The following is a 22,174-nucleotide window of genomic DNA, read 5'->3' on the forward strand; positions in this document are numbered from 1 at the left end:
AGGAGGCACGGCCTTTGGAGACTTTGAAAAGAACGCCTTTTTACGACCTGTACGCGGCCTTCCCGGATTCCAGAAGCATTGATTTCGGCGGCTGGGAGCTGCCGGTGCAATTCACGGGCATCCAGAAGGAGCATGAGGCGGTACGCACCCGCGCCGGTCTGTTCGACGTTTCGCATATGGGCGAATTTATGGTCACCGGAAACGGGGCCGAGGATTTCCTGCAGCTTATGACTACCAACGATGTCCGCAAGCTGAGCGACGGTCAGGCCCAATATTCCCTGCTCTGCTATCCGAACGGCGGAACGGTGGACGATCTGCTCGTCTATCGGCTCGGAGAGGGACGCTACATGCTGGTTGTCAACGCTTCGAATATCGGCAAGGACTACCAGTGGCTGGAGGATCACCTGCCGGCGAGCGGTGTGGAGCTGAAGGATGTCTCCGAGGAGACGCTGCTTCTGGCGGTACAGGGACCGCATGCCCAGCAGATTTTGAGCGAGGTGACAAACCTCCCGCTGGCTGAGCTGAAGCCGTTTCATTTTGTGGAAAAAGCGTCCGTCTGCGGCACTGAGGTGCTGCTGTCGCGCACCGGCTACACCGGCGAGGACGGCTTCGAAATCTATGCGCCGACATGGGCGGCCGTGCAGCTCTGGAACCGGCTGCTGGAAGCCGGCAGCGCGCACGGTCTCACCCCGGCGGGACTGGGGGCGCGGGATACGCTTCGCTTCGAGGCGAAGCTGCCGCTGTACGGGCAGGAGCTGTCGCAGGACATTTCGCCTCTGGAGGCGGGTATCGGCTTCTTCGTGAAGCTGGATAAAGGCGATTTCATCGGCCGTGACGCGCTGAAGGCCCAGAAGGACCAAGGCGTTCCGCGCCGGCTGGTCGGCATCGAAATGATCGACCGCGGCATTCCGCGCACACACTATCCCGTCTATGCGGACGGTCGCCAAATCGGCGAGATCACGACTGGCACACAGTCCCCGACGCTGAAGCGGAACCTGGGACTTGCGCTGGTCGAAGCGAAGTATAGCGAAATCGGCGCGGAGCTGGAAGTCGAAATTCGCGGCAAGCGGCTGAAGGCCATTGTCGTGAAGGCTCCTTTTTACAAACGGGAGCACTAAGGAAATTCACCTGTAGAATCAACACGCCGAAAGTCAGCAGCCGTGCCTAACCCCCGGAATACGCCGGACACGGGACACGGAGACGCGCCGCCCGCGCAAGTCCGGTCACGATAAGCCTGACCACATGATAAGCCTAACCATGCGTCAACCATCTCATTTAGCCAAGGAGTGAATCCGAAACATGAAGCATCGTTATCTGCCGATGACCGAGCAGGACCGCAGCGAAATGCTGGCGGAGATCGGGATTCAGTCCGTTGAAGAGCTGTTCGCCGATATTCCCGAAGCGGTGCGCTACAAGGGCCGCCTGCCAATGTCGGAGGCGCTGGACGAATACACCCTGCTGCGGCATATGAAACGGCTGGCGGACAAGAACGCCGATTTTGACAGCCACACGAGCTTTCTGGGAGCCGGCCTCTATGACCATCATGTTCCCGTTGTCATCAACCATGTCATTTCCCGTTCGGAATTTTATACGGCTTACACGCCGTATCAGCCCGAAATCAGCCAGGGCGAGCTTCAGGCCATCTTTGAATTTCAGTCCTACATCTGCGAGCTGACCGGCATGAAGGTCGCCAACGCCAGCATGTACGACGGCGCGACGGCTCTAGCCGAAGCGGCGGTGCTGGCTTCCGCGCATACGAAGCGGAAGAAGATCGTGGTCTCCCGCGCGGTTCATCCCGAAGCGCGGCAGGTGCTGGCGACCTCCGCGGCCGGACTCGGCCTTGAGGTCGTGCTGGTCGGCTGCGAGGACGGCGTAACCGACCTCGCCCTGCTGGCGCAGGCGGTTGACGGCGACACAGCCGCCGTTCTTGCCCAGTATCCGAATTTCTTCGGATGCATCGAGGATCTTGGCGCGATGGCGAAGCTCGCGCATGACGCCAAGGCGCTGCTCGTCGTCAGCGCCAATCCGCTCGCCCTCGGCGTGCTGGAGACGCCGGGCAAGCTGGGCGCCGACATTGTCGTCGGCGACGCGCAGCCGCTCGGCATCAACGCCTCGCTGGGCGGGCCGACCTGCGGCTACTTCGCGGTCGCCGAGCCGCTGATGCGCCGCATCCCTGGCCGGATCGTCGGCCAGACGGTCGACCGCAGCGGCAAGCGCGGATTCGTGCTGACGCTGCAAGCCCGCGAGCAGCATATCCGCCGCGAGAAGGCGACGTCGAACATTTGCTCCAACCAGGCGCTGCTCGCGCTGTGCGCTTCCGTGTATTTGTCCGTTATGGGCAAAGAGGGCATGAAGGATGTCGGCGGACTGAACATCCGCAAGAGCCATTATGCCGCCGCGAGACTGGGCGCCATTGCCGGCGCATCGCTGGCCTTCGCTTCACCTTACTTCAATGAGTTCGTGCTGAAGCTGCCGGAAGGAACCGATGTGCAGGAAGTCAACCGGAAGCTGCTCTCAGAGGGCTTCCTTGGCGGGTATGATCTGGGCCTGGAATATCCCGAGCTGTCCGGCTGCATGCTGGTCGCCGTAACCGAGAAACGAAGCAAGAGCGAGATCGACGAATTCGCAAGCGTATTGGAGGGCTGCTTATGAAACCGGAACAGAGCCTGATCTTTGAACTGAGCCGCCCTGGCCGTTCGGCCTATTCTCTGCCGGAATGCGATGTGCCGGAAGAGAAGCTGGAGGACCTGCTTCCAGCCGGTCTGCTGCGGGAAGAGCCTGCGGCCCTGCCGGAGGTGTCCGAGGTGGATGTCATCCGTCATTACACCGCCCTCTCCCGCCGCAACTTCGGCGTGGATAACGGCTTCTACCCGCTCGGCTCCTGCACGATGAAATACAATCCGAAGATCAATGAGGATGTCGCCCGCTTCTCCGGCTTCGCCAAGATTCATCCGTACCAGCCGGAAGAGAGCATTCAGGGCGCTCTGGAGCTGCTGCATACGCTGCAAAGCGACCTCGCCGCCCTGACCGGCATGGACGCCGTGTCGCTTCAGCCGGCGGCTGGCGCCCACGGCGAGTGGACCGGCCTGATGATGATCAAGGCCTACCACGAAGCCCGCGGCGAGGAACGGACGAAGGTCATCGTCCCGGACTCCTCCCACGGCACGAATCCGGCGAGCGCATCGGCCGCCGGTCTCACCACGGTTACGATTCCTTCGACGCCGCAGGGCATGGTCGATCTGGACGCCTTAAAAGCGGCGGTCGGTTCAGACACCGCAGCGCTCATGCTGACGAACCCGAGCACGCTCGGCCTGTTCGAGACCCAGATCGTGGAGATCGCCGAGATCGTTCATGAAGCCGGCGGCCTGCTCTACTACGACGGAGCCAATTCGAACGCCATCATGGGCATTACGCGCCCCGGCGACATGGGCTTCGACGTCGTGCATTTGAATCTTCACAAGACGATGAGCACGCCGCACGGCGGCGGCGGTCCCGGAGCGGGTCCGGTCGGCGTGAAGGCGAAGCTGATTCCGTTCCTCCCCTCGCCGACGGTGGCGAAGAACAAGGACGGCAGCTTCTCATTGAAGGACAGCGGTCCGCAATCGATCGGACGGGTGAAGGCGTATTACGGCAACTTCGGCATCCTGGTCCGCGCGTACACCTACATCCGGACCTACGGGCCGGACGGTCTGCGCGAGGTGTCGGAGAATGCCGTGCTGAACGCCAATTACATGCTGAGCCGGCTAGCAACTTATTTCGAGGTTCCTTATCCGGGCATCTGCAAGCATGAATTCGTTCTGTCCGGCAAAAATCTGAAGCAGTACGGCGTCCGCACCTTAGATGTCGCCAAACGCCTGCTCGATTTCGGCTACCATCCGCCGACCGTCTACTTCCCGCTTACGGTTGAGGAATGTCTCATGATCGAGCCGACCGAGACGGAGAGCAAGGAGACGCTAGACGGCTTCATCGATACGATGATCCAGATCGTCCGCGAAGCCGAGGAGACGCCGGAAATCGTGGTGAACGCGCCGCATACAACGGAAATCAGCCGGCTGGATGAAACGCAGGCTGCCCGTAAGCCGGTGCTGAACTGCGCCTGCAGCTAATGGAGCCGTATAGCTGCTATTAGAGCATGCAGTGTAGAACTATGCAGCGGAAGAATGAGCGGTCAATAGGCTCTACAACCATACATTTGCCATCAACATGGAACGATTTCTTAACCAATCAAGCGTCTGACATCGAATGATGCAAATGCGGGTCCATATCTCACACATCCAGAACCAAATATCGGCGGCCGCCAAGGACATGAATGACATCATGGCGGCCGCCTATTTTTTTGAATACATAAGCTAATTTTAGCCCGCCCTCTTCGTACCCTCGATACTGCTACATGCGACGAGATGCTCACATGGCCGAATACTTCTCCAGCAGCTCCTGCAGCTTCTTCTTCATCAGCTCGATCATCTCAGGCGGTTCCAGCACCTCGGCATCGTTCCCGAGCCCGATGAACAGAGTGGCGAAATACGGAAGCTCGCTTACCGGAATGGTGCCGTCGATGACTCCCGATCCGTCTTCCCTAATCTGGATCAGCGTCCGCCGTCCCAGCTCCGCCTGGCATACCCGGACGCCCTCCTCAGTCAGCGTCACACGACAGGGGATATATTCCTCCGTTTCCGGAAAAGCAGCCTCCCAGTTGCCCAGATGAACCTGGCTTAAATCCAGGGCCTGCCGGTTCGGCGCTTCATCGCTTACGCTGGCGATCCGGTCGCACCGGAACAGCCGGACACCGCCCCGAAGGAAACAGTAGGCCGGGCAGTACCACAGTCCGCTGCTGGCATAAATGCCGATCGGCTGGATGTCACGCTCTGACACGCCGCCCGCCGTCCGGTAACCAACGCGGATAACCCGCTGGAGAACTGAAGCATCCAGCAGCGCCTGCAGATGAGGCGCCCCTACCGTTCGCTCCGGGATGACAAAGTCGACCCGGTTCTTCATCTCGTCGATCCGGTCGCGCACTTCCCCCGACATATAATGATAGAATTTCTCCAGTGCGGTTTGAGCTTCCCCCTCGAAGGGGAGATTGGAATAATGCCGCAGGGCGTGGCTGGCGAAGAACAGCGCGACCGCCTCCTCCTCCCGGAATGCGATCGGCGGAAGTATCCGCTCGTTCAGCACCTGGTATCCTCCATGGGGTCCGACCTCCGAATACAGGGGAACGCCAAGCTCGCCAAGCTCCTGAAGATCCCGCAAAATGGTCCGATGTGAAACCCCGAATTCCCATGCCAGCTCCCTGACGGTGAACTTCTTCTTCCGGTTGACGGTCAGCATAAGCTCGAGCAGGCGTTTGGATTTGGATATACGGTCTTCTCCGGCTGGATTCGGCAAATCGGAATGTGCTCCTTTCATTGTGGACGATATCTTTTTAACCATGACAGTTATTGTCACTATTATACGCTACAATGGGAATCAGGAAGAACAATAAACTAGGAAGGTGTGAGCAAACATGCAGGATTCGCAAGCCGTCACGGAAATGAAGAAGCTGCTGTTCGAAGAACTGGAACTGATCGCAAGAACCACCGGAGCCTTGCTCCATCTCGTTAAGCCGGAAGACTGGGAATACCGCCCCCGGGACAATATGCGGACGCTGCTGGAGCTGGCGCAGCATCTGGTCGCCATTCCTGATGTCGATCTGCTGATTCTTCAGGAGCACCCTCATGAGGATATCCAAAAGGTCGAAGCGGAGATCGATCGGGAGCGCACTGCCGAGCCTCTCTCCGCATGGATGAGCAAGGGTCTGGCTGACCTGAAGGCGTACATGGAAAGCTTGAGCGACGAGGATTTTCTGTACAAGACGACGAAACCCTTCTATCTGGAGCATGGCACGGCGCAGGCCAAATGGCTCATTGAGATTGTCACCCATGCCCAGCACCACCGGGCCCAGCTGTTTAATTATATGAAGGAACTGGGCTATGAGGTGAACATGTCCCATCTGTATTGAACCGAAGGAGGTTTCCACATGAATGAGCATCAGGCGGCGGCTCCCGGAATGGTGTATACCCGAAAATACCTGAAGCGTCCGGACACCGTGCTGTCCTACCTCGATTTCGGCGGAAGCGGCGAGCCGCTGGTCGCGCTGCATGGCCATATGAATGAGGGCCTGTTCGCCCGGGGGCTCGCTTCTTCGCTCGCGGGACAGTATCGTGTCATCGCCCTCGACCAGCGCGGCCACGGCGAATCGGAGCAGCCGGCCAGCTACGAGAATGACCGGTATGTTGACGATCTTCTGGCACTGCTGAAGCATCTGAGACTTGATCGGGCCACCCTGCTCGGCCACTCGCTCGGCGGCGTCGTCGCCTACCGGATGGCCGCCCGCCGCCCCGAGTTAGTGAAGGCGCTGATCGTTGAAGATATCGGCGCATCGGTGAATGACGATTTAAGCTTTGTGTTGAGCTGGCCGCAGCGGATGCCGACCCGGGCGGCGCTGGTGGAGGCGCTGGGCCGGCTCGGACCGGCATTTGCCTACTCCATGAGAGAGTATGAAGACGGCTGGGGATTGCCGTTTATCCCGGAAGACATGGTGAAGTCCCAGAGTCATCTGAACGGCGATCACTGGAAGGACTGGCTGGCGACGGACTGCCCCGCCCTGCTGCTCCACGGAACAGCCAGTCCCTGCCTAAGCTCCGAAATGGCGGAGGAAATGGCCGCGAGAAGACCGAACACGAAGCTGGTCCATATCGAGGCCGGCCATTCCATCCATTTCGATAATCCGGCCCGATATATCGAGGAAATAACCCGCTTCCTGCAATCGCTCGGAACGACGGACTAAATGTTAAAGCCCGGCCCCTTGAAGGGACCGGGCTTTAACATTGTGCCGGTTCTAGTTGCATCGGTTCAGGTTGTACCGGTTCTGGTTACGCCGGTTCTGACTGCACCGGATTCTATTATGCCGCCTGTTTCAACGCCTGTTTGCGCTGGCGGGCCGAGCTGCGGAAGTAGAACAGCTCGTAGATCGCCGGAACGACGATCAGCGTCAGCACGGTGGCGGCGGTTAGACCGCCGACCACGACGATCGCGAGGCTCTGGGAGACGATGCTGCCCTGCTCGGAATGGCCGAACAAGAGCGGCAGCATGGCGCAGATCGTGGCGATGGCCGTCATCAGAATCGGCCGCATCCGCGTTCCGGCTGCTTCCAGCAGCGCTTCCCGGATCGTCATATGCGCCTCGTTATGCTTGACGCGGTCGATCAGCACGATCGCATTCGTGACCACGATGCCGATCAGCATCAACGCGCCGAACAGAGCGGTGAAGTCCGGCGTAACGCCCGAGATCAGCAGGCCGACCACGGCGCCGATAGCTGCGAGCGGCAGCGAGAACATAATGGCAAGCGGAGCACGCAGCGTCTTGAAGGTAAGCACCATGATCAGATAGACGAGGCCAATGGAGATCAGGGCGGTCATGCCGATATCCTTGAAGTCGCCCGACTGGTCGGTGGAGGCGCCGCCCGCATAGAGGTTCACGCCGGTAGGCAGCGTGATGGCGTCCGTCTCCTTCTTGATAGAAGCGCCGATCTCGGATACCTTCTTCGGATCGACATCAGCCGTAATCCGCACATAAGGTTTGCCTTCCTTGTGGTACAACATGGCCGGCTCATCCTTGACTTCCAGCTTCGCCAGGGAAGACAGAGCCTTCGGCCCTTCCGAAGTCATGATGGTCAGCTTCTCCAGATCCTGCTGTGAGGCAGGCTGTGCAATCGGCGCCATGACGACCGATGTTGGAGATCCGTTCAGCTCCATCTGGCCGAGCGGAACGGGATTCAGCACGGCGGACAGCTGCATGGCAATTTCTTGCGCGTTGGCCTGGGCCGGATCGACGCGGAAGGAGAAGACCGGCTTCGTATCCTCCATATTGCTGGATATTTTGCGGACGCCGTCGATGGTTTTGACCTTGGTCATGACCTGATCCGCCACCGCTGTGATCTTGGACAGATCATCGCCGGTGATATCAATATATTCGTTCGTCGAGCTTGAACCAATCAGGCTCTGCGCGTTGGCGGCAAGCGTAGCCCCGGGATAGGAGCTTTGAAGTCCCCGAACCGTGTTGACGAAGGCTTCGGAGTCCGCATTCTTCTTCATCGCCACTGTGAAATTAACCACCGTCACCGAGCTGACATTGCCCCATTTGGCGGCGTCGGAGCTGTTCCCCGACTGCATCAGCACGGTCTCGGCCTGAGACTGCTTAATCAGTACCTGCTCCAGCTTCTTGCCCTGCGCAACCACCTCGGAGACCGGGGTGTCGTTCGGATATTTCAATTCAACCGAAATGAGGCTGGCGTCGGACGCGTCCAGCGCGCCTTTCGGCATGTTCACATAGGCGGCGATCGAGCCGATCAGCACGATAAGTCCGATGGACAGCGACACCCACTTGCGGTTCAGGTTCCATTCCAGGAATCGGCTGAACCATCTTGAAGGCTCATGCTCCTTCATGGACGTATTTCGCAGCAGCCGGGAGCTGAGCAGTGGAACAACGGTCAAGGCCACGACCAGCGAGGTCAGCAGCGAATAGGTAACCGTCAGGGCGAAGGGCAGCAGGAACGCCTGCAGACTACCCCGAAGCAGACCCATCGGCAGGAACACCGCCACCGTTGCGATGGTGGAAGCCGTAATCGCGCCTGCCACTTCCTTCGTTGCGGAGATCATCATCTCGATGGAGAACGGCTCTTTTTGTAGTCTTCGGTAGATGTTCTCGATAACCACGATGCTGTCGTCCACGAGACGTCCGACCGCCACGGCCACACCGCCAAGCGTGATGATGTTCAGCGTAATGCCGGAAATATCAAGAAGATACAGCGTAACGGCCAGCGACAACGGAATGGAAATGATCGTAACCAGCGTCGCGCGGAAGTTGCGCAGGAAGATCAGGATGACAATTGTGGCGAACAGCGCTCCGAGCAGCACCTCGCGCATCATGCTGTTGACGGAATCGACGACCATGCCCGCCGTGCTGAATACCACTTCCGCCGTCGCGCCTTCCACATCTTTGTTGATCTTGTCGACGGTATCCTCAACCTTATTCCCGACATCGACCGCGTTGGCGTTCGCTTCCTTCATGACGATCGCGAACAGCACATCCTTGCCGTTCGAGCGGCTGACGCTCTCCTGATCGGCACTTACCTGCACCGATGCGATATCGGCAAGCTTCACTCCTGCCGCGACAGGCAGAGCCTTCAGCGTATCGACGCTGTTAATTTGGGAGACGACGCCCACGTTTCCTGTCTGTCCGCCGATCGTCTGTTCCCCGATGGTAGCCGAGACGCTGCGGCCCTGCAGAAGGCCCGTTACCTGGGCAATGCTGATTCCCTTGGCCGCCATGCGTGCCGGATCAATCTTCACCGACACCTGCGGCGAGGTTTTGCCGTACAACGAGACGTTGGAGACTCCCTCGATCTTCTGAAGCTCGGGGATAATGACCGTCTCCGCCTTCTTCAGCGTATCCTCGTTGATTCCGTCCTTAAAGGACAGCGTGATTTCGGATACCGGAATCATGGAGGTGTTCAACTGCAGCACGAAGGGCCGCATCACACCCTGCGGGAACTGCAGGGCATCTATCGCCTTCTGCACCTCCTGCGTAGCATCCTTCATATTTGTCTTGGAATCAAAGTTAATATTAACCTGCTGAAAGCCGTCTCCGGATGAAGACGTCATTTCCGTTTTGCCTTTTACCGAATTGACAGCGGCCTCGATGGGCTTCGTTACATTCTCCTCCATAGACTGGGCGTTCTGCCCCGGTGCAAGCGTCGTAATCGTCACCTGCGGATTATCCGCCTCCGGCATAAATTCCATTGGCAGTGAAGTGTAACTCATCACTCCCACGACGAGCGCCATGACGATCAGCAGCCCTGCGGCCGCCTTATTGCCAAAAGCCCATTTAGTTAACCTTTCCATGTACTGATTGCTCCTTCCACTCCCCGGTATTTTGCGAAGCTGATCTGTCTGAATATCTTGTGTACGATTCGCTTCTTTACGGATTCAGTTTAGTGTCTTTTGCTGACTGGAAAAACGGCCCTGCGCATGGTTTGGCACTCAGCCTCCAGACGGAGCTTTCCCCCTGCCTAAGACCAGCCCCAGGATAATCGACTGCAAAAACGAGCAAAAAGCAAGGCCAGCCGGAACCTGCCGACTGACCTCATTGTGCAAAAACCGCCCTTCCGGCGGTTCAATTGCGGTTATCTGTATGCGCTTGTCTGCGGCGCCAGCTTGCTCATGAACTGCCCACGGTCGCCTACATTCATTTTCGTGTAAATGCTGCGGACCATATTTAGGACAGTCTCTTCGGCGATCCCAAGTTCACCAGCGATATACATTGCGCTTTTGCGGGCCATCCAGGCTTGGGCGATTTCCCTCTCCCCGGGAGACAGCCGGAACGCCTCAAACAGCGGCTCCAAATCCTCCTTACGGCGTTCGTGCAAAATACGTTCCTCTTGCATAAGGCGGGAGGCCGCATTCAGCGACAGCAGCTTGACGAAAGGAATGGCGAATTCGACACGGCAATTGCTCTCAAATGACAGATCGATGTACCCGCGGGTGTCCCCGTTCCATTCCAGCGGAGCGCTCACACAGTTCCAGGTCCGGAAGATCGGCAGCGTATGTTCATCACCCCGGACGACTCCGATCCCGTTCTTCTCCATGGAGAGAGATACGGCATTTAGCCCGCAGCTGCCTTTGGCCAGGTTGCTTCCAACCTCTAGACCCGAGCTCCGAAACGGCAGGGAATGCGAAATCACATCCAGAATGAACCCGTGCTCATCCGTCAAAAAAGCGGCAAAAGGAATCGGGATAAACGAAGCGATTCTGCCGATTTCATCCCGCAGCGTTTCGATTATCCTGTCAGGAGGCAGCTTGAACGGGCTGCACAGCGCATCCGCAAGCCGGTGCAGACTGCCAGGAGGCGGCTCTCCCGTCTCCGTATGCCCGAACGAGCATCTCTCCTCTTCCGTCATTGCTTCTACCGTGTACCAGTACTCCTGCTTGCTGCTCCAGGTCCCAGCGCTCATCTATGTATCCCTCATCTATTCTCCGGAATAACTGTATCCCCTGAATCGGACAAAGTTATGGCAGCCGTGAATTTGGCGAAGCCAAATCCCGAGCCTTCCTGACATTTTTCATCTAAATAATGCCGCAAAAAAAACGACATAGAAGTCAAATTTCAACATTTCCTAATCGAAAATATAACATCCCCCTTTTTACTTTTCAATGATGTTTCAACCGTCCGCCAAAATCATTAAATACTCCGCGGGCTGAGCCGTCGTGTATGCCGCCTAGGGCGACAAAGGAGGTGGAGGGGCTGTCCTGGAAAGACAGCCCCTCCACCTCCGTTACCGCACTGCATAAGCTGCAGAACAGCTGAAAGATTAAAGCTACGCATCTGCTCACGACCGGGAACCTGTAACCGCCTAGGTCTCCTGCGCCGTCAAATCGCCGCCTCGCTGGGCCGCAGGATGGCCGAGCCGATGGCCAGCAGAATGGCAGCCATCAGACCGAGCACGGCGAAGGGCAGCCACAACTCGCTCCAGCCGCTGCCCGTCGCGGCCAGCTCGGCAGCTTCAATCGCCCATTTCTGGGGAACGAAATTCGCGGCTTTCTGCATGTAATCGGGCATGATCGAGATCGGCCAGAAGCAGCCGCCCAGCATGCAGGTCGGCGTCAGAATCAGCGCGTTGAGCATGCCCGTGTTGTTCGGGTTGCGGATCAGTCCGGCCGCTGTGCTGGCGAGTCCCATGGACACCAGCATGAATCCGGCAAGGGCCAGGAAATAGATCGGCATCGGCACGCCGAAATTGTACCCCAGTCCGAAGCGGGCAACTGCAAGCACCGCTGCGACCTGGATGATACCGACCGCGAGGCTGCCCAGGAAATTGCCGATCGCAATTTCATAGGAGCGGACCGGAGCGCTGTACATGCGCATCATGGTCCGTTGCTTGCGGTCATCCATGATGAAGGACACGGAGCTGGTAACCATCGCCATGAGAAACATCAGCATAAACCCGGTCACCGTATCCATTCCGGTGCGCGGATACAGATTGTAGTCAGTACGGACGCTGCCAACCTGATGCTTGCCGGCCTGCTCAAGCACCGACGCCAGGCGGGCTTCCGCCGTGCCGCCCGAAGCCTGGCTTGCGGCGGAGGCGAGTCCGCGGAGGCGGTCCCCCAGCTCCGAGGCTTTCATTTTCAGCGTAACGGAGGTTTCGGATGCCTTGAGCTCATAAATCTGAATCTGGGACTGCCCGCCGGCAAGCAGCTTCGCCGTATAATCAGCCGGAATGATGAGGCCCGCCTGCCCCTTTTCGTCGATAACCCCTTGCTTGACCTCCTGCCCGTCGTTCTGCTTCACGAAGTTATAATCCCCGGTCTTCTCCAGCTCCGCAATGACATGAGCGCCCGCAGGTCCGGTGTCGAGATTGCTGTACAGCACCGCATCCTTGTTGAAGCCGTCATTGCCGGTCAGGGAGATAATTACGGAAATAATAATGCATGGAATAATCAGATATGTCATCAGACCTCTGCGCTGGCCGACCATCCGTCTCACCAGATTTGCAGCTATCGTCCAAATGTTACGCATGATAACCCACCTTTCGATAAGAGATGAAAGCAATGCACAGAAGCCCACCACTTATAGCCGCCAGCATGCCGATGCTGCCCGATATTTGCGTCCAGGGAGACTCCAGCATCATTCTCAGAATTCCCTTCATGCCCCAATGATTGACGGAAAAAGCGCCGCCCGTATTCAACCAGGAATCCGGAAGCTGGGTCATGCCGCCGCTGATGAATGTCATCAGCACCGTCAGGATCATGGAGATGTTCCGGGCCGTCGCCGCATTGGAAGCCGTCATCGCAATAACCACCGACAGCATTAGAGAAATCAAGATGACGAGCAGGCAGACCAGCGCCAGCGCGAGCGGACGGTTGCCCCAATAGACGCCGAACAAATAATGGGTCGCGATAATGATCACCGCGCTCTGCACCACCGAGATAAGACCCATGCCCAGCATTTTGCCCATGAACAGTTCGCCGCCCTTCAACGGCATGGAATTCAGTCTGAACAGCGTATGGTTGTCCTTCTCGCTATATAAGCTGCTGATCAGTGTCTGTCCGCAGGTCAGCAGGAACATGATCAGCATTGAGGCTGCGTAATATTGCGAGGCGGTATATGACTGCCCCTTATCATTCAATTTTCCGACGACCGCGGACTCCGCTCCGCCGTCTGCCGCCGCAGCCGTAACGGCTGTCGGCCCTAATGTAAGGGTCGCCGCCTGTGAGTAATTGATAGCGCCCAGAAAGTTGTCGAACACGGTACCCGCTACCATGTTGTCGGTCGGGTCTTTACCAAGGATGTACTCGAGCTTGGCACTCTTCCCGTTCTTCACCAACTGATCGAATCCGGCCGGCACCACAACGGCGTATCCGTATTTGCCCGCACGCACCGCCTCTTCCGCCTCCGAACGGGTCTTCACAGTCTCGGGAATAATCACCTTCGCCGCTTCCGGCGCTTTCAGCAGTTCAGATACAAGCTGTGACTGCGCGGCCTGGGACCCGGCGGCGTCGACAATGGCGACATGCACCGGATCAATCGTGATGTCCTTCCCCTGTCCGACCACGCCCGACAGCGCCGTTCCGAGCAGGAAGATCAAGACGATCGGCAGCAGAAACTGATTGATAACCATCCCCCGGTAGCGGAACTGCCGCTGAAGCTCGAACTTGGCAATCGTCCATATATTTGACATTCTTCTTCTCCTCCTAATCCCGCAGCGTCCGGCCCGTCAGGCTGAGGAACAGCGTCTCAAGGTCAGGTTCTTCGATCTGCAGCGATTGAATCACGCCCTCGTGCTTGGCGAAAATATACAGAATATCCTGCAGCTCGCTTTGCGAGGAGGGCAGGAACAGGCTGACCTTATCGTCCTCCCTCTCCACCCGGGTGATACGGGGATGCCGCCCAAGCTCACCGAGCAGTTCGGGTGTGATATTGCCGGCCCTGATGACGATTTTCTCCTCATGGGATACCCGTTCTCTAAGCTCCCCCTCCGTTCCGCAGGCGATAATATGGCCTTTATCCATAATCGCCACCCGATCGCAGATCGCCTCGACTTCTTCCATGTAATGGCTTGTGTAGATGACGGTCGATCCCATCTTGTTCAACGTCTTGACCGATTCCAGAATATGATTCCGCGACTGGGGATCAATTCCGACGGTCGGCTCATCCATGATGATCAGCTTGGGATGGTGCATGATGGCGCAGGCGATGTTCAGGCGCCGCTTCATCCCTCCGGAGAAAGTGGACGGTTTCTCCTTCGCCCGGTCCGACAGACCGGTGAAGGCCAGCGCCTCGTAGACACGCTCTTTCAGCAGTCTGCCGCGAAGGCCATACAGCTTGCCGAAGAACATGGCGTTCTCCTCCGCCGTCATATTCTCATACAGAGCCAAGTCCTGCGGGACCAGCCCGATTCTCTTCTTCACCTCAAGCGGCTGTTTATTCACCGAAACTCCATCGACGGAAATGCTGCCTCCATCCAGCTTCAGCAGGCCGCAGAGCATGCTGATCGTGGTGCTCTTGCCCGCACCATTCGGTCCGAGAAGCCCGAATATTTCTCCTTCCTGAATGCTCAGGTTCACATGATCTACCGTCAGCTTGCTGTCATATCGTTTCACCACATCGGTCAATTCTGCAAGTGCCATTGTTCAACTCTCCCATCTCATATACTTCATGTCTGTATTGTACGACGCCGCGTTCTGCCGCGAAGGTACGGAAGGTCATGAAGGGGAGGTGACTTAAGTCATCTCTTCGCAAAAGGCCGGGTCATGGTATGCTATAAAGAGCAGCAAGCCATGGCTCACTAGCCTGCTCGTTCGGTAAACGCTGTGCGTTTGAAGGAGAAGACTTGATGAAGCGGGCGGCTTATTCATTCTTGTCGTTCAAAAAGGGTGGGAGATTTGAACAAACCTCTTAGCTTTCTCCGGTACGGCCTGATCGCCGTGCCCGCTTTTCTCTTCATGTATATCGGTGACTACACCGACTACGGGCTATTCACGCTGCATTTGCTGATCCTTCTGCTTATCGCAACAATGGGGAGCAAGCTGCCGGAACGCTTCGTCCCGGCAGCAGCCGCAGCGGAAATGCTGTATTCCGTCTGGCTGTGCAGCCGCTACGGCAGCCTGATGGTGTTCCCTTCCCTGTCCTCGCTGCTCGTATACTCCCGCATGCGCTTCCGGCCGCTGTATCTGCTGCTTGGCGCCGCTCATCTGGCCGCCTTAAACGCAGTATTCCTGCATGCCGATCCGCTGGAACGCGCCTGGATCAACCTGGGCTTCCTGACTTCTGCGCTGCTGTGCCTGCAGCTCGCTGCCGCCAGCCGGGGGCAGGAGGAGATGATGATGCTCTACGACGAGCTGCGCAGGAAGCATTTCGAGCTGGATGAAGCGCGCAGCCGGCTGCTCCAGTTCACTGCCCAGGTCGAAACCGCCGCCCAGTCCGAAGAGCGGGTGCGCATCGGCCGGCAAATTCACGACGATATCGGACACCGGCTGATCCGGGTCAAAATGATGATGGAAGCCGCGCTGCATACCTTTCCGTCCGCCCCGGAGGCAGGCCTGTCGATGATGTACCAGGTGCGCGACCAGCTGGCGGAGGCCATGGACGAACTGCGGAACGCAGTAAGGCGCATCGGCCGGGAGCCCCGCCTTGAAGGCGCATATGCCCTGGACCTCCTGCTCGAAGTAACGGGACGAGACACCGGCATCCGCACCTCTTACGATGTGGAGGGTACGCCGTATCCGCTCTATCCGAGCCAGCAGGTCGTCCTGTACAAAAATGCAAAGGAAGCCATAACGAACGGTCTGCGGCACGGACATGCAACCGAGGTCGGCATCCGGCTTTTTTACCGGGAGAATGAAGTCGTCCTGGAAGCGTGGAATAACGGCAGCGTACCGGAGAACGAAGCCCCCTTCGATTCCCGGCCAAACGGCGGAATGGGACTCCAGGGCATGGACGAGCGTACCCGCCTTATCGGCGGCAGTCTCGAAATCGTGGCGGCCTATCCGTTCACCGTCATCACGCGGATTCCGGTCTATAAGCAGAATGAAGTGATGTAATGCTATAGGAGTTCTACATAAAGGAGTGTGGCTTGCTTGATTAAAGTCATGATTGTGGATGACGATTCGTTCATCCGGGAGAGCCTGAAGGTGCTGCTGGGCCTTGACGGGGAGCTGGAGGTCACCGGAACAGCCGGCGACGGAGGCGAAGCGCTGAAGCTGCTTGGCAGCGGAACGGAAGCGGATGTAGTGCTGATGGACATTCGGATGCCCGGCGTGGACGGCGTAGAGGGAACCCGGCAGATCCGCGCGCAATTCCCCCAGACCTCGGTGCTGATGCTGACCACCTTCGACGATGACGAATATATCATCGAAGCGCTGAGAGGCGGAGCCAGCGGCTATCTGCTCAAGAATATTCCCCCGGACCGGATCATCCAAGGAATCAAGACGGTACATGCCGGCAGCATGCTGATCCATCCCGACATCGCGCGCAAGCTGACCGGCCTGCTGCAGCCGCCGGCGCCCCCCGCGCCTGCCGCCCGCCCGCTGGAATCCTACGGCTTGACGCAGATGGAGCAGTCTGTCGTGTCGCTGATCGCGGAAGGGCACACCAACAAAGAAATTGCCGCCTCCCTGTTTCTGAGCGAAGGAACGGTCAAGAACTACATAACCGAAATCTTGAGCAAGCTGGGGCTGCGGGACCGGACGCAGATTGCTATTTTTTATTTGAAGAACGGGCGTTGAGGCGGGTTATCGGATTAGGAACATACGGAAGAGGCGGCCTCGTGAGAGACCGCCTCTTCGTATACTCAGGATAACTAAAGATGATTGCTGTTGCCATACGGCTCTGTTACAGTCCGTGTTCTATGACGCCGAAACCGTGCCAGCAGGGGTAATGGTTACCGTTGAGGTAGCCTTATCCCATGCCACACTCATATTCAGAATCTCTGCAACAAACCGGACAGGGACCATGGTCCGGTTTGAAATAAGCTGGACAGGTACGTCCAGAGTATAAGCAGTACCGTTTACATAGGCTTTATTGCTGCCAATTGTCAAGGTAATTGTCGTGCTGCCTTGATTTACTGTAACTTGCTTGCTGGATGAATTCCAGGAAACGCTGGCCCCCATCGCCGTTAATACTGCATTTACCGGCACGAGCACACGTCCATTCTTCATGACAGGCAGCTGATCCTTGAACGACACTTCCGTTCCGTTGATGAGGACAGTGATTTCACCCGCCTTTTTGGCAGCGGTAGTAGAAGAACTGACAGTGCCAGGCTTTGTTGCAGCAGAATTGTTAGTTTGGCCTGATGTTGAATCGGTTGAGGTGCTGCTCGATGTACTTGTCCCGGATGAACTGGTCGATGAACCATCAGAAGCGGATGATGAATCAGTTGACGTATCCGATGATGAATCGGTTGATCCGTTTGAGCCGTCCGAAACCGAGCTGGAGTTGTCATCCGGGTCAGTTGAAGAAGAATCTTCCGGAGTCGGGTTGGTAGGTTCCGTCGTATTGCCCGGTTCTGTTACATTGCCTGGATCTGTCGTATCGGCAGGGTTTTCTGGCAAAGCAGTCAGGGGAAGACCCAGCTGGCCTTGCAGATTAACCAACCGGTTCAGCGCAAAAGTCATCATAGACCCGGCGGCCATTGTTCCCATGCCTTGTCCATTGTCGGCTCCGCCTTCTTGACCGGGTATACCACCGCTAGGCGGTTCAGGAGGTGTAGTCGTGCCGTCGCCGGGAGCGGTTCCGTCCGGAGGTGCAGTGCCGCCTCCAGGAGCAGTGCCATCGGGTGGTGTTGTACCCGGGGCGCCTCCGCCCGTCGTTCCGCCTGTGCCGGATTCTGTTGCCGAATAAGTAATATTGCTCTCGAACTGCTCCATCGTATAGAACTTGGTAGGATCGGCCTCTACATAGGGTCTGATTAAAGTGGACAGTGTACTGACCCGATCCTGAATACCTTCCAGATAATGAACCAATTGAGTTACATATTCTACGTATTTTGCTTTGTACTCGGGGACTTTTAATAAATTGTTGATTAACGGAAGTTTTTCAATACTCATACCCAATGTCGGATTATCAACAGAAGCAGTAACAGCGTCGGTGTTATCAGCTATCGTACTGCCTGTTTCCCCTTCGTTATAGACGGCATCGGTCACCGTGCTTCCGCCCCCGGTACTGTAACCGTTAAAGGACATATTCATATCCCAAGGAATCACCGTATATTTGCCGGCTGTATTCCCGTAGAGCAAATAGTTATGGCCTTTATCTCCGTTATAACTGTCGTAGTTTCCCAATACGGCGTTGGCGGCAATATATTTTAATGCGGAATCCACATCGAGCACGGATTCGATATCGCCTTTTTGGCCAGCAGGCATTTCGTTCAATACTTTAATAAAATTTTTGAGGGAAGCTTTGTTGTCCGACTTGCCCGTTTCCTTGGTGATTGTATCATAATCGCTATTCTCGTCATATTGCAGATAACTGCCCTCGTCAGTGTCGTACAATACGCCCTTTGTCGCATTTTCACCGAAGTTGCGTTCCAGATAACTGTCATCTACGGACTCAACGCCGATATAGAATCCATATAACTCCCCGTTAATATACAGATTGGTGAATACCGTTTCAGGCACATCGGCTCCGATCGCGCGCAGGGCTTCATAATGTAAATATTCGCGCAGGAACGAAGGGTCCGAATAACTGTTGTTCAGCACCATTTTGTCCAGCCCCAGCAGCGTTTGGGATTTATCATATTTATTAAACTTGAGGCGGAAGCTGTACCGGTCGGAGTCGGTCATACTAGCCACAGCTTTAAGTGTCAAATTCCCTTTGGTTGAGAACCCGACATTTGTCAACACATGACCGTCAACATCAACTGTAACACTCTTATACTCTTTTTCCAGCGGATTTGCGAGAATACTCTGCCAGTCATCATCACTAATAGTCACTTTAACATCAATGATCTTGTCTTTGGTGAACAGGGTTTCATATTCCTTGGCAACACCTTGCTCAGCAGCATAAGCGGTGGAAGGGGCAGCGCCGGCATACCCTATGACTCCTGCAATCAGCGTCAACGAACAGGATAGGGCCAGCACTTTTTTGAGTAGACCTGCGTACTTCAAAATGACAACTCCTTCTGAAATGAATTGAGTTGCTGATGTAAAATTTCACATCGAACTCCTCGCTGGAATTGTAAACTCCCAAACTGAAGATAGCCTGAGCATATGCTGATAGAGTATTTATTCATCTGAAAAAAGCCTTCGTATTATCGGATAAATCGCAGCAATGATATGAATTCATGCTTCACCGCAGGGCATTCCGAACACCGGTGAGGCGCCCTTTTTTCGCAACAAACAATGGACATCAGGCATGACTGATTAACGCAACCTCACGCTTGAGGACTGGCTATTCGCTCCGCAGCTTCCAGGCAGGCCGAAACAGCAAGAGTAGAGTTACAAGCAGCGTCGATGTCAAAAAGACTGCCGAACCGGTTACAGCAACCGAAGCGGCATGGGCGAATTGCTCTGCAGAGGGTGATGAGGATCGGTAAACAGATTCAAAAACCGTGCTCAGAACAGCCAATCCCATGGAAGCCCCGATTTGATGCGCGACATTGATTAAACCGGAAGCCGCACCAGAGTCGCCCGGATCTACGTCTGTTAAGCCAATGACGGTAAGCGGCTGAAATACCATTCCCGCACCGATGCCCATCAGGATTAACGGAAGGAACATATTCGGGAAGAATGAAGTTCCGGTTGAAAGTTGGCTGCACCATATTGTACCGAGAATGGCGATGACCAGCCCGGTCATGAGTACTTTTACACTTCCGAATCTGGACACCAGCCATGGCATCACATACATCATCCCGAACTGCACACCCGTGAAAGGTACAAAGGCAAGGCCGGATTCAAAGGAGCTGAAACCCAGAACGTTCTGCAGGAATTGCGGGATAAAGAAGAACAACGAGAAGTTGCCGCATATGAACAAAAATCTTCCCAGATAAGCCCCGGACCGCTCACGGCTGCTAAATAGACGAAGCGGTATGATCGGCTCTTTCGCCCGGGCTTCCACCGCAACGAACCCTGCCATCAAGACGATGCCTGCTGCCAAAGGCGCCAAAGTGACCGTATGATGCCATCCGACGGCGGCGGCCTGAACAAATCCAAACACCAAAGATGTCATGCCGACAACGGACATTACCGCCCCGAGCAAATCGAAGTGCCCCGTTCTCTTCTGTGTCTCCTGCAAATATTTCGGGATGATGATTAAAAGGGCAATCCCTATGGGAACGTTAATGAACATTCCAACCCGCCAGGAAATCCACTCGGTCAGCATTCCGCCCAGAATCAGGCCGACGCTGCCGCCTCCCCCGGATACCGCGCTGTATATGGCGATGGCTCGTGACCGTTCTTTCGTCTCTACGAAGCTCACAGACAGCAGGGCCAGGGTGGACGGTGTCGCCATCGCTGCCGCCAGTCCTTGCAGAGCTCTTGCTCCCAGAAGAAATCCGGCGGATTGCGCCATTCCCGCGAGCAGAGAAGCAAACGTAAATAACGCAATTCCTGCACGGAATATCCTTCTTCTGCCCAAGATATCCCCCGCCCGGGCACCCAGCAGCATAAAGCCTCCATAGGCTAAAATATAGGCGTTCTGCACCCAGGTCAGGTTGGCGGTCGTCAAATGAAGGGTCCGGCCGATTTCAGGCAGCGCGGTAACCATAACGGACGAATCCAGCACAACCATAAGCTGACAAGCGACAATGATGGTTAACATGATCGATTTGGAGGACTGCATCTTCATCTTCCTTTCTGATATGACTCAAAGACTCAAGTCCTATTATCTCTGCCATACCCTGTGCGAAGTAGGCCATTTCTGCCGGATTATTGCCTGAAGCTGCAAAATAGGTTTATCAGCAATCATTGCGCATGTTATGATCCGGATATAAAGCCTGGAGGCTAATGAGAGCGGGTGGAAGCATTGCTGGAGAACAGAGGGAGACCCGCCGGAAGCGAAGATGCCGGGACGGATCTGGCGGATCAGGAGAAGCTGGGTGATTTGCTCAACATGGTAATAAAAAAGGAAATTAGAGAAGGCCATAATTCGACGATACTGCCTTTTCTTTCGATTATTAAGCGCAGCAGTCCGACCATGCTGAGACATGGCGTATTAACCCCTTCTTTTTGCCTCATTCTGCAAGGAAGCAAGAAGCTCTATCTGGGCCAGGATATTATCAATTATCACGCGGGGGATTATGTGACCTCGTTGATCGATATGCCCGCATCCGGGCAGACCGTTAACGCCACAGCAGATTCCCCTTACATCGGTCTTCGCATTGACCTGTCCATGCAGGAGATCGCCTCGGTAATCATGGAGGCCGGAATCGATGACAAGCCCAGGCAAACCCAGGCGCATAAAGCGGCATTTGTCGGCAAGAGCGACTCTCCTCTGCTCGACTCATTCATCCGTTTGATGAAGCTGCTCGACCAGCGGCAGGGCGCTGCGTTCCTGGGAAATCTGATTAAACGTGAAATGATTTATCATCTTCTGACAGGAGGCAGCGGTCATCTTTTTCAACAGCAGATCTTCTTTAACCAGCAGGCAGAAGGGATCGGGAAAGCAATCGCGTGGATCAGGGACAATTACGCCAGCCCGTTCACAGTTGCCGAATTGGCTAAGATGAGCAATATGAGCATCTCGGGACTTCACCACAAATTCAAGGAGATCACGACACTGGGACCGCTCCAATACCAGAAGAGCATTCGCCTGCAAGAGGCCCGGCGCTTGATGCTGAGCGAATCGATGGATGCCACGGGCGCGGCACGGGAGGTCGGCTATGAAAGCCCGACTCAGTTTAACCGTGAATACCGGCGGATGTTCGGCCTGCCTCCCCTCAGAGATGTTCGGGAGATCAGGCAAAGGCAGTATCCTGTAACAAACCTGATGGATTCTTAAGCGGGGAAACGCACATGTTACTCCTCACTGCTTCCACACTGGCATTCCCTGCTGCATCCATGCAATCCATGCATCCGTGCTACGGGAGACCGGTGCAATTCACGGGGCTGCTTGAGACGTTTATGTTGAGGCACGGCCCTGT

General features: G+C 56.1%; 16 protein-coding genes. 8 read left to right on the forward strand and 8 right to left on the reverse strand.

The window, feature by feature from the left end:
* Positions 1-14: 14 nt before the first annotated feature.
* From gcvT to gcvPB, 3 genes are all read left to right on the forward strand, one after another.
* Positions 15-1,118, forward strand: a complete 1,104-nt coding sequence (gcvT, locus tag KIH86_RS26990) for a glycine cleavage system aminomethyltransferase GcvT (RefSeq protein ID WP_223081175.1) — start codon at positions 15-17, stop codon at positions 1,116-1,118.
* 181 nt (positions 1,119-1,299) lie between these two features.
* Entirely contained in the window at positions 1,300-2,652 is a 1,353-nt protein-coding gene (gcvPA, locus tag KIH86_RS26995; RefSeq protein WP_223081176.1) for an aminomethyl-transferring glycine dehydrogenase subunit GcvPA, read from the forward strand.
* Entirely contained in the window at positions 2,649-4,106 is a 1,458-nt protein-coding gene (gcvPB, locus tag KIH86_RS27000; protein WP_223081177.1) for an aminomethyl-transferring glycine dehydrogenase subunit GcvPB, read from the forward strand. The genes gcvPA and gcvPB overlap by 4 nt, the downstream gene beginning before the upstream one ends.
* Positions 4,107-4,404: 298 nt before the next feature.
* Here the strand turns inward: gcvPB and KIH86_RS27005 are convergent, their stop codons facing one another.
* Positions 4,405-5,358: a helix-turn-helix transcriptional regulator gene (locus tag KIH86_RS27005; protein WP_223081578.1), complete on the reverse strand. Its 954-nt coding sequence runs from the start codon at positions 5,356-5,358 to the stop codon at positions 4,405-4,407.
* Between the two features lie 145 nt (positions 5,359-5,503).
* Here KIH86_RS27005 and KIH86_RS27010 point away from each other — a divergent pair, with 145 nt between their 5' ends.
* Together KIH86_RS27010 and KIH86_RS27015 are read left to right on the forward strand one after the other, a co-directional pair.
* Complete coding sequence (locus KIH86_RS27010) at positions 5,504-5,998, forward strand: DinB family protein (protein WP_223081178.1); 495 nt, start codon at positions 5,504-5,506, stop codon at positions 5,996-5,998.
* 18 nt (positions 5,999-6,016) lie between these two features.
* A complete protein-coding gene (locus KIH86_RS27015; RefSeq protein ID WP_223081179.1) occupies positions 6,017-6,826 on the forward strand; it encodes an alpha/beta fold hydrolase in 810 nt (269 codons plus the stop codon).
* Positions 6,827-6,941: 115 nt separating this feature from the next.
* Here KIH86_RS27015 and KIH86_RS27020 read toward each other — a convergent pair whose 3' ends face one another.
* From KIH86_RS27020 to KIH86_RS27040, 5 genes are all read right to left on the reverse strand, one after another.
* Complete coding sequence (locus KIH86_RS27020; RefSeq protein WP_223081180.1) at positions 6,942-9,941, reverse strand: efflux RND transporter permease subunit; 3,000 nt, start codon at positions 9,939-9,941, stop codon at positions 6,942-6,944.
* A gap of 281 nt (positions 9,942-10,222) precedes the next feature.
* Positions 10,223-11,050, reverse strand: coding sequence for a LuxR C-terminal-related transcriptional regulator (locus KIH86_RS27025; protein WP_223081181.1), 828 nt, complete (start codon positions 11,048-11,050; stop codon positions 10,223-10,225).
* Positions 11,051-11,466: 416 nt separating this feature from the next.
* Positions 11,467-12,615 (reverse strand): ABC transporter permease, encoded by a 1,149-nt coding sequence (locus KIH86_RS27030; protein ID WP_223081182.1) that lies wholly within the window; start codon positions 12,613-12,615, stop codon positions 11,467-11,469.
* A complete protein-coding gene (locus KIH86_RS27035; RefSeq protein ID WP_223081183.1) occupies positions 12,608-13,777 on the reverse strand; it encodes an ABC transporter permease in 1,170 nt (389 codons plus the stop codon). Before KIH86_RS27035 ends, KIH86_RS27030 begins: the two co-directional genes overlap by 8 nt.
* 13 nt (positions 13,778-13,790) lie before the next feature.
* Positions 13,791-14,726, reverse strand: coding sequence for an ABC transporter ATP-binding protein (locus KIH86_RS27040; protein ID WP_223081184.1), 936 nt, complete (start codon positions 14,724-14,726; stop codon positions 13,791-13,793).
* A gap of 255 nt (positions 14,727-14,981) precedes the next feature.
* Between KIH86_RS27040 and KIH86_RS27045 the strand changes: the two genes are divergently transcribed.
* Positions 14,982-16,139 (forward strand): sensor histidine kinase, encoded by a 1,158-nt coding sequence (locus tag KIH86_RS27045; protein WP_223081185.1) that lies wholly within the window; start codon positions 14,982-14,984, stop codon positions 16,137-16,139.
* 36 nt (positions 16,140-16,175) lie between these two features.
* Positions 16,176-16,823 carry a response regulator transcription factor gene (locus KIH86_RS27050; RefSeq protein ID WP_223081186.1) on the forward strand — a complete coding sequence of 216 codons (648 nt, stop codon included), beginning with the start codon at positions 16,176-16,178 and terminating at the stop codon, positions 16,821-16,823.
* 120 nt (positions 16,824-16,943) lie between these two features.
* On the opposite strand, the gene KIH86_RS27055 is transcribed toward KIH86_RS27050, so the two are convergent.
* Positions 16,944-19,202, reverse strand: coding sequence for a CotH kinase family protein (locus KIH86_RS27055; protein ID WP_223081187.1), 2,259 nt, complete (start codon positions 19,200-19,202; stop codon positions 16,944-16,946).
* Positions 19,203-19,485: 283 nt separating this feature from the next.
* The gene (locus tag KIH86_RS27060; protein ID WP_223081188.1) at positions 19,486-20,874 is read right to left on the reverse strand and encodes an MFS transporter; all 1,389 of its coding nucleotides are present in this window, start codon (positions 20,872-20,874) and stop codon (positions 19,486-19,488) included.
* Between the two features lie 174 nt (positions 20,875-21,048).
* Between KIH86_RS27060 and KIH86_RS27065 the strand changes: the two genes are divergently transcribed.
* Positions 21,049-22,032 carry an AraC family transcriptional regulator gene (locus tag KIH86_RS27065; protein WP_235775626.1) on the forward strand — a complete coding sequence of 328 codons (984 nt, stop codon included), beginning with the start codon at positions 21,049-21,051 and terminating at the stop codon, positions 22,030-22,032.
* Positions 22,033-22,174 lie beyond the last annotated feature (142 nt).

The sequence above is a fragment of the Paenibacillus sinensis genome, assembly GCF_019904155.1.
Taxonomy (GTDB): Bacteria; Bacillota; Bacilli; order Paenibacillales; family Paenibacillaceae; genus Paenibacillus_AQ; species Paenibacillus_AQ sinensis.

Coding starts and splice junctions, on each gene's coding strand:
- gcvPA (WP_223081176.1), top strand. CDS start 1,300: ATGAAGCATCGTTATCTGCCGATGACCGAGCAGGACCGCAGCGAAATG.
- gcvPB (WP_223081177.1), top strand. CDS start 2,649: ATGAAACCGGAACAGAGCCTGATCTTTGAACTGAGCCGCCCTGGCCGT.
- KIH86_RS27010 (WP_223081178.1), top strand. CDS start 5,504: ATGCAGGATTCGCAAGCCGTCACGGAAATGAAGAAGCTGCTGTTCGAA.
- KIH86_RS27015 (WP_223081179.1), top strand. CDS start 6,017: ATGAATGAGCATCAGGCGGCGGCTCCCGGAATGGTGTATACCCGAAAA.
- KIH86_RS27020 (WP_223081180.1), bottom strand. CDS start 9,941: ATGGAAAGGTTAACTAAATGGGCTTTTGGCAATAAGGCGGCCGCAGGG.
- KIH86_RS27025 (WP_223081181.1), bottom strand. CDS start 11,050: ATGAGCGCTGGGACCTGGAGCAGCAAGCAGGAGTACTGGTACACGGTA.
- KIH86_RS27030 (WP_223081182.1), bottom strand. CDS start 12,615: ATGCGTAACATTTGGACGATAGCTGCAAATCTGGTGAGACGGATGGTC.
- KIH86_RS27035 (WP_223081183.1), bottom strand. CDS start 13,777: ATGTCAAATATATGGACGATTGCCAAGTTCGAGCTTCAGCGGCAGTTC.
- KIH86_RS27040 (WP_223081184.1), bottom strand. CDS start 14,726: ATGGCACTTGCAGAATTGACCGATGTGGTGAAACGATATGACAGCAAG.
- KIH86_RS27060 (WP_223081188.1), bottom strand. CDS start 20,874: ATGCAGTCCTCCAAATCGATCATGTTAACCATCATTGTCGCTTGTCAG.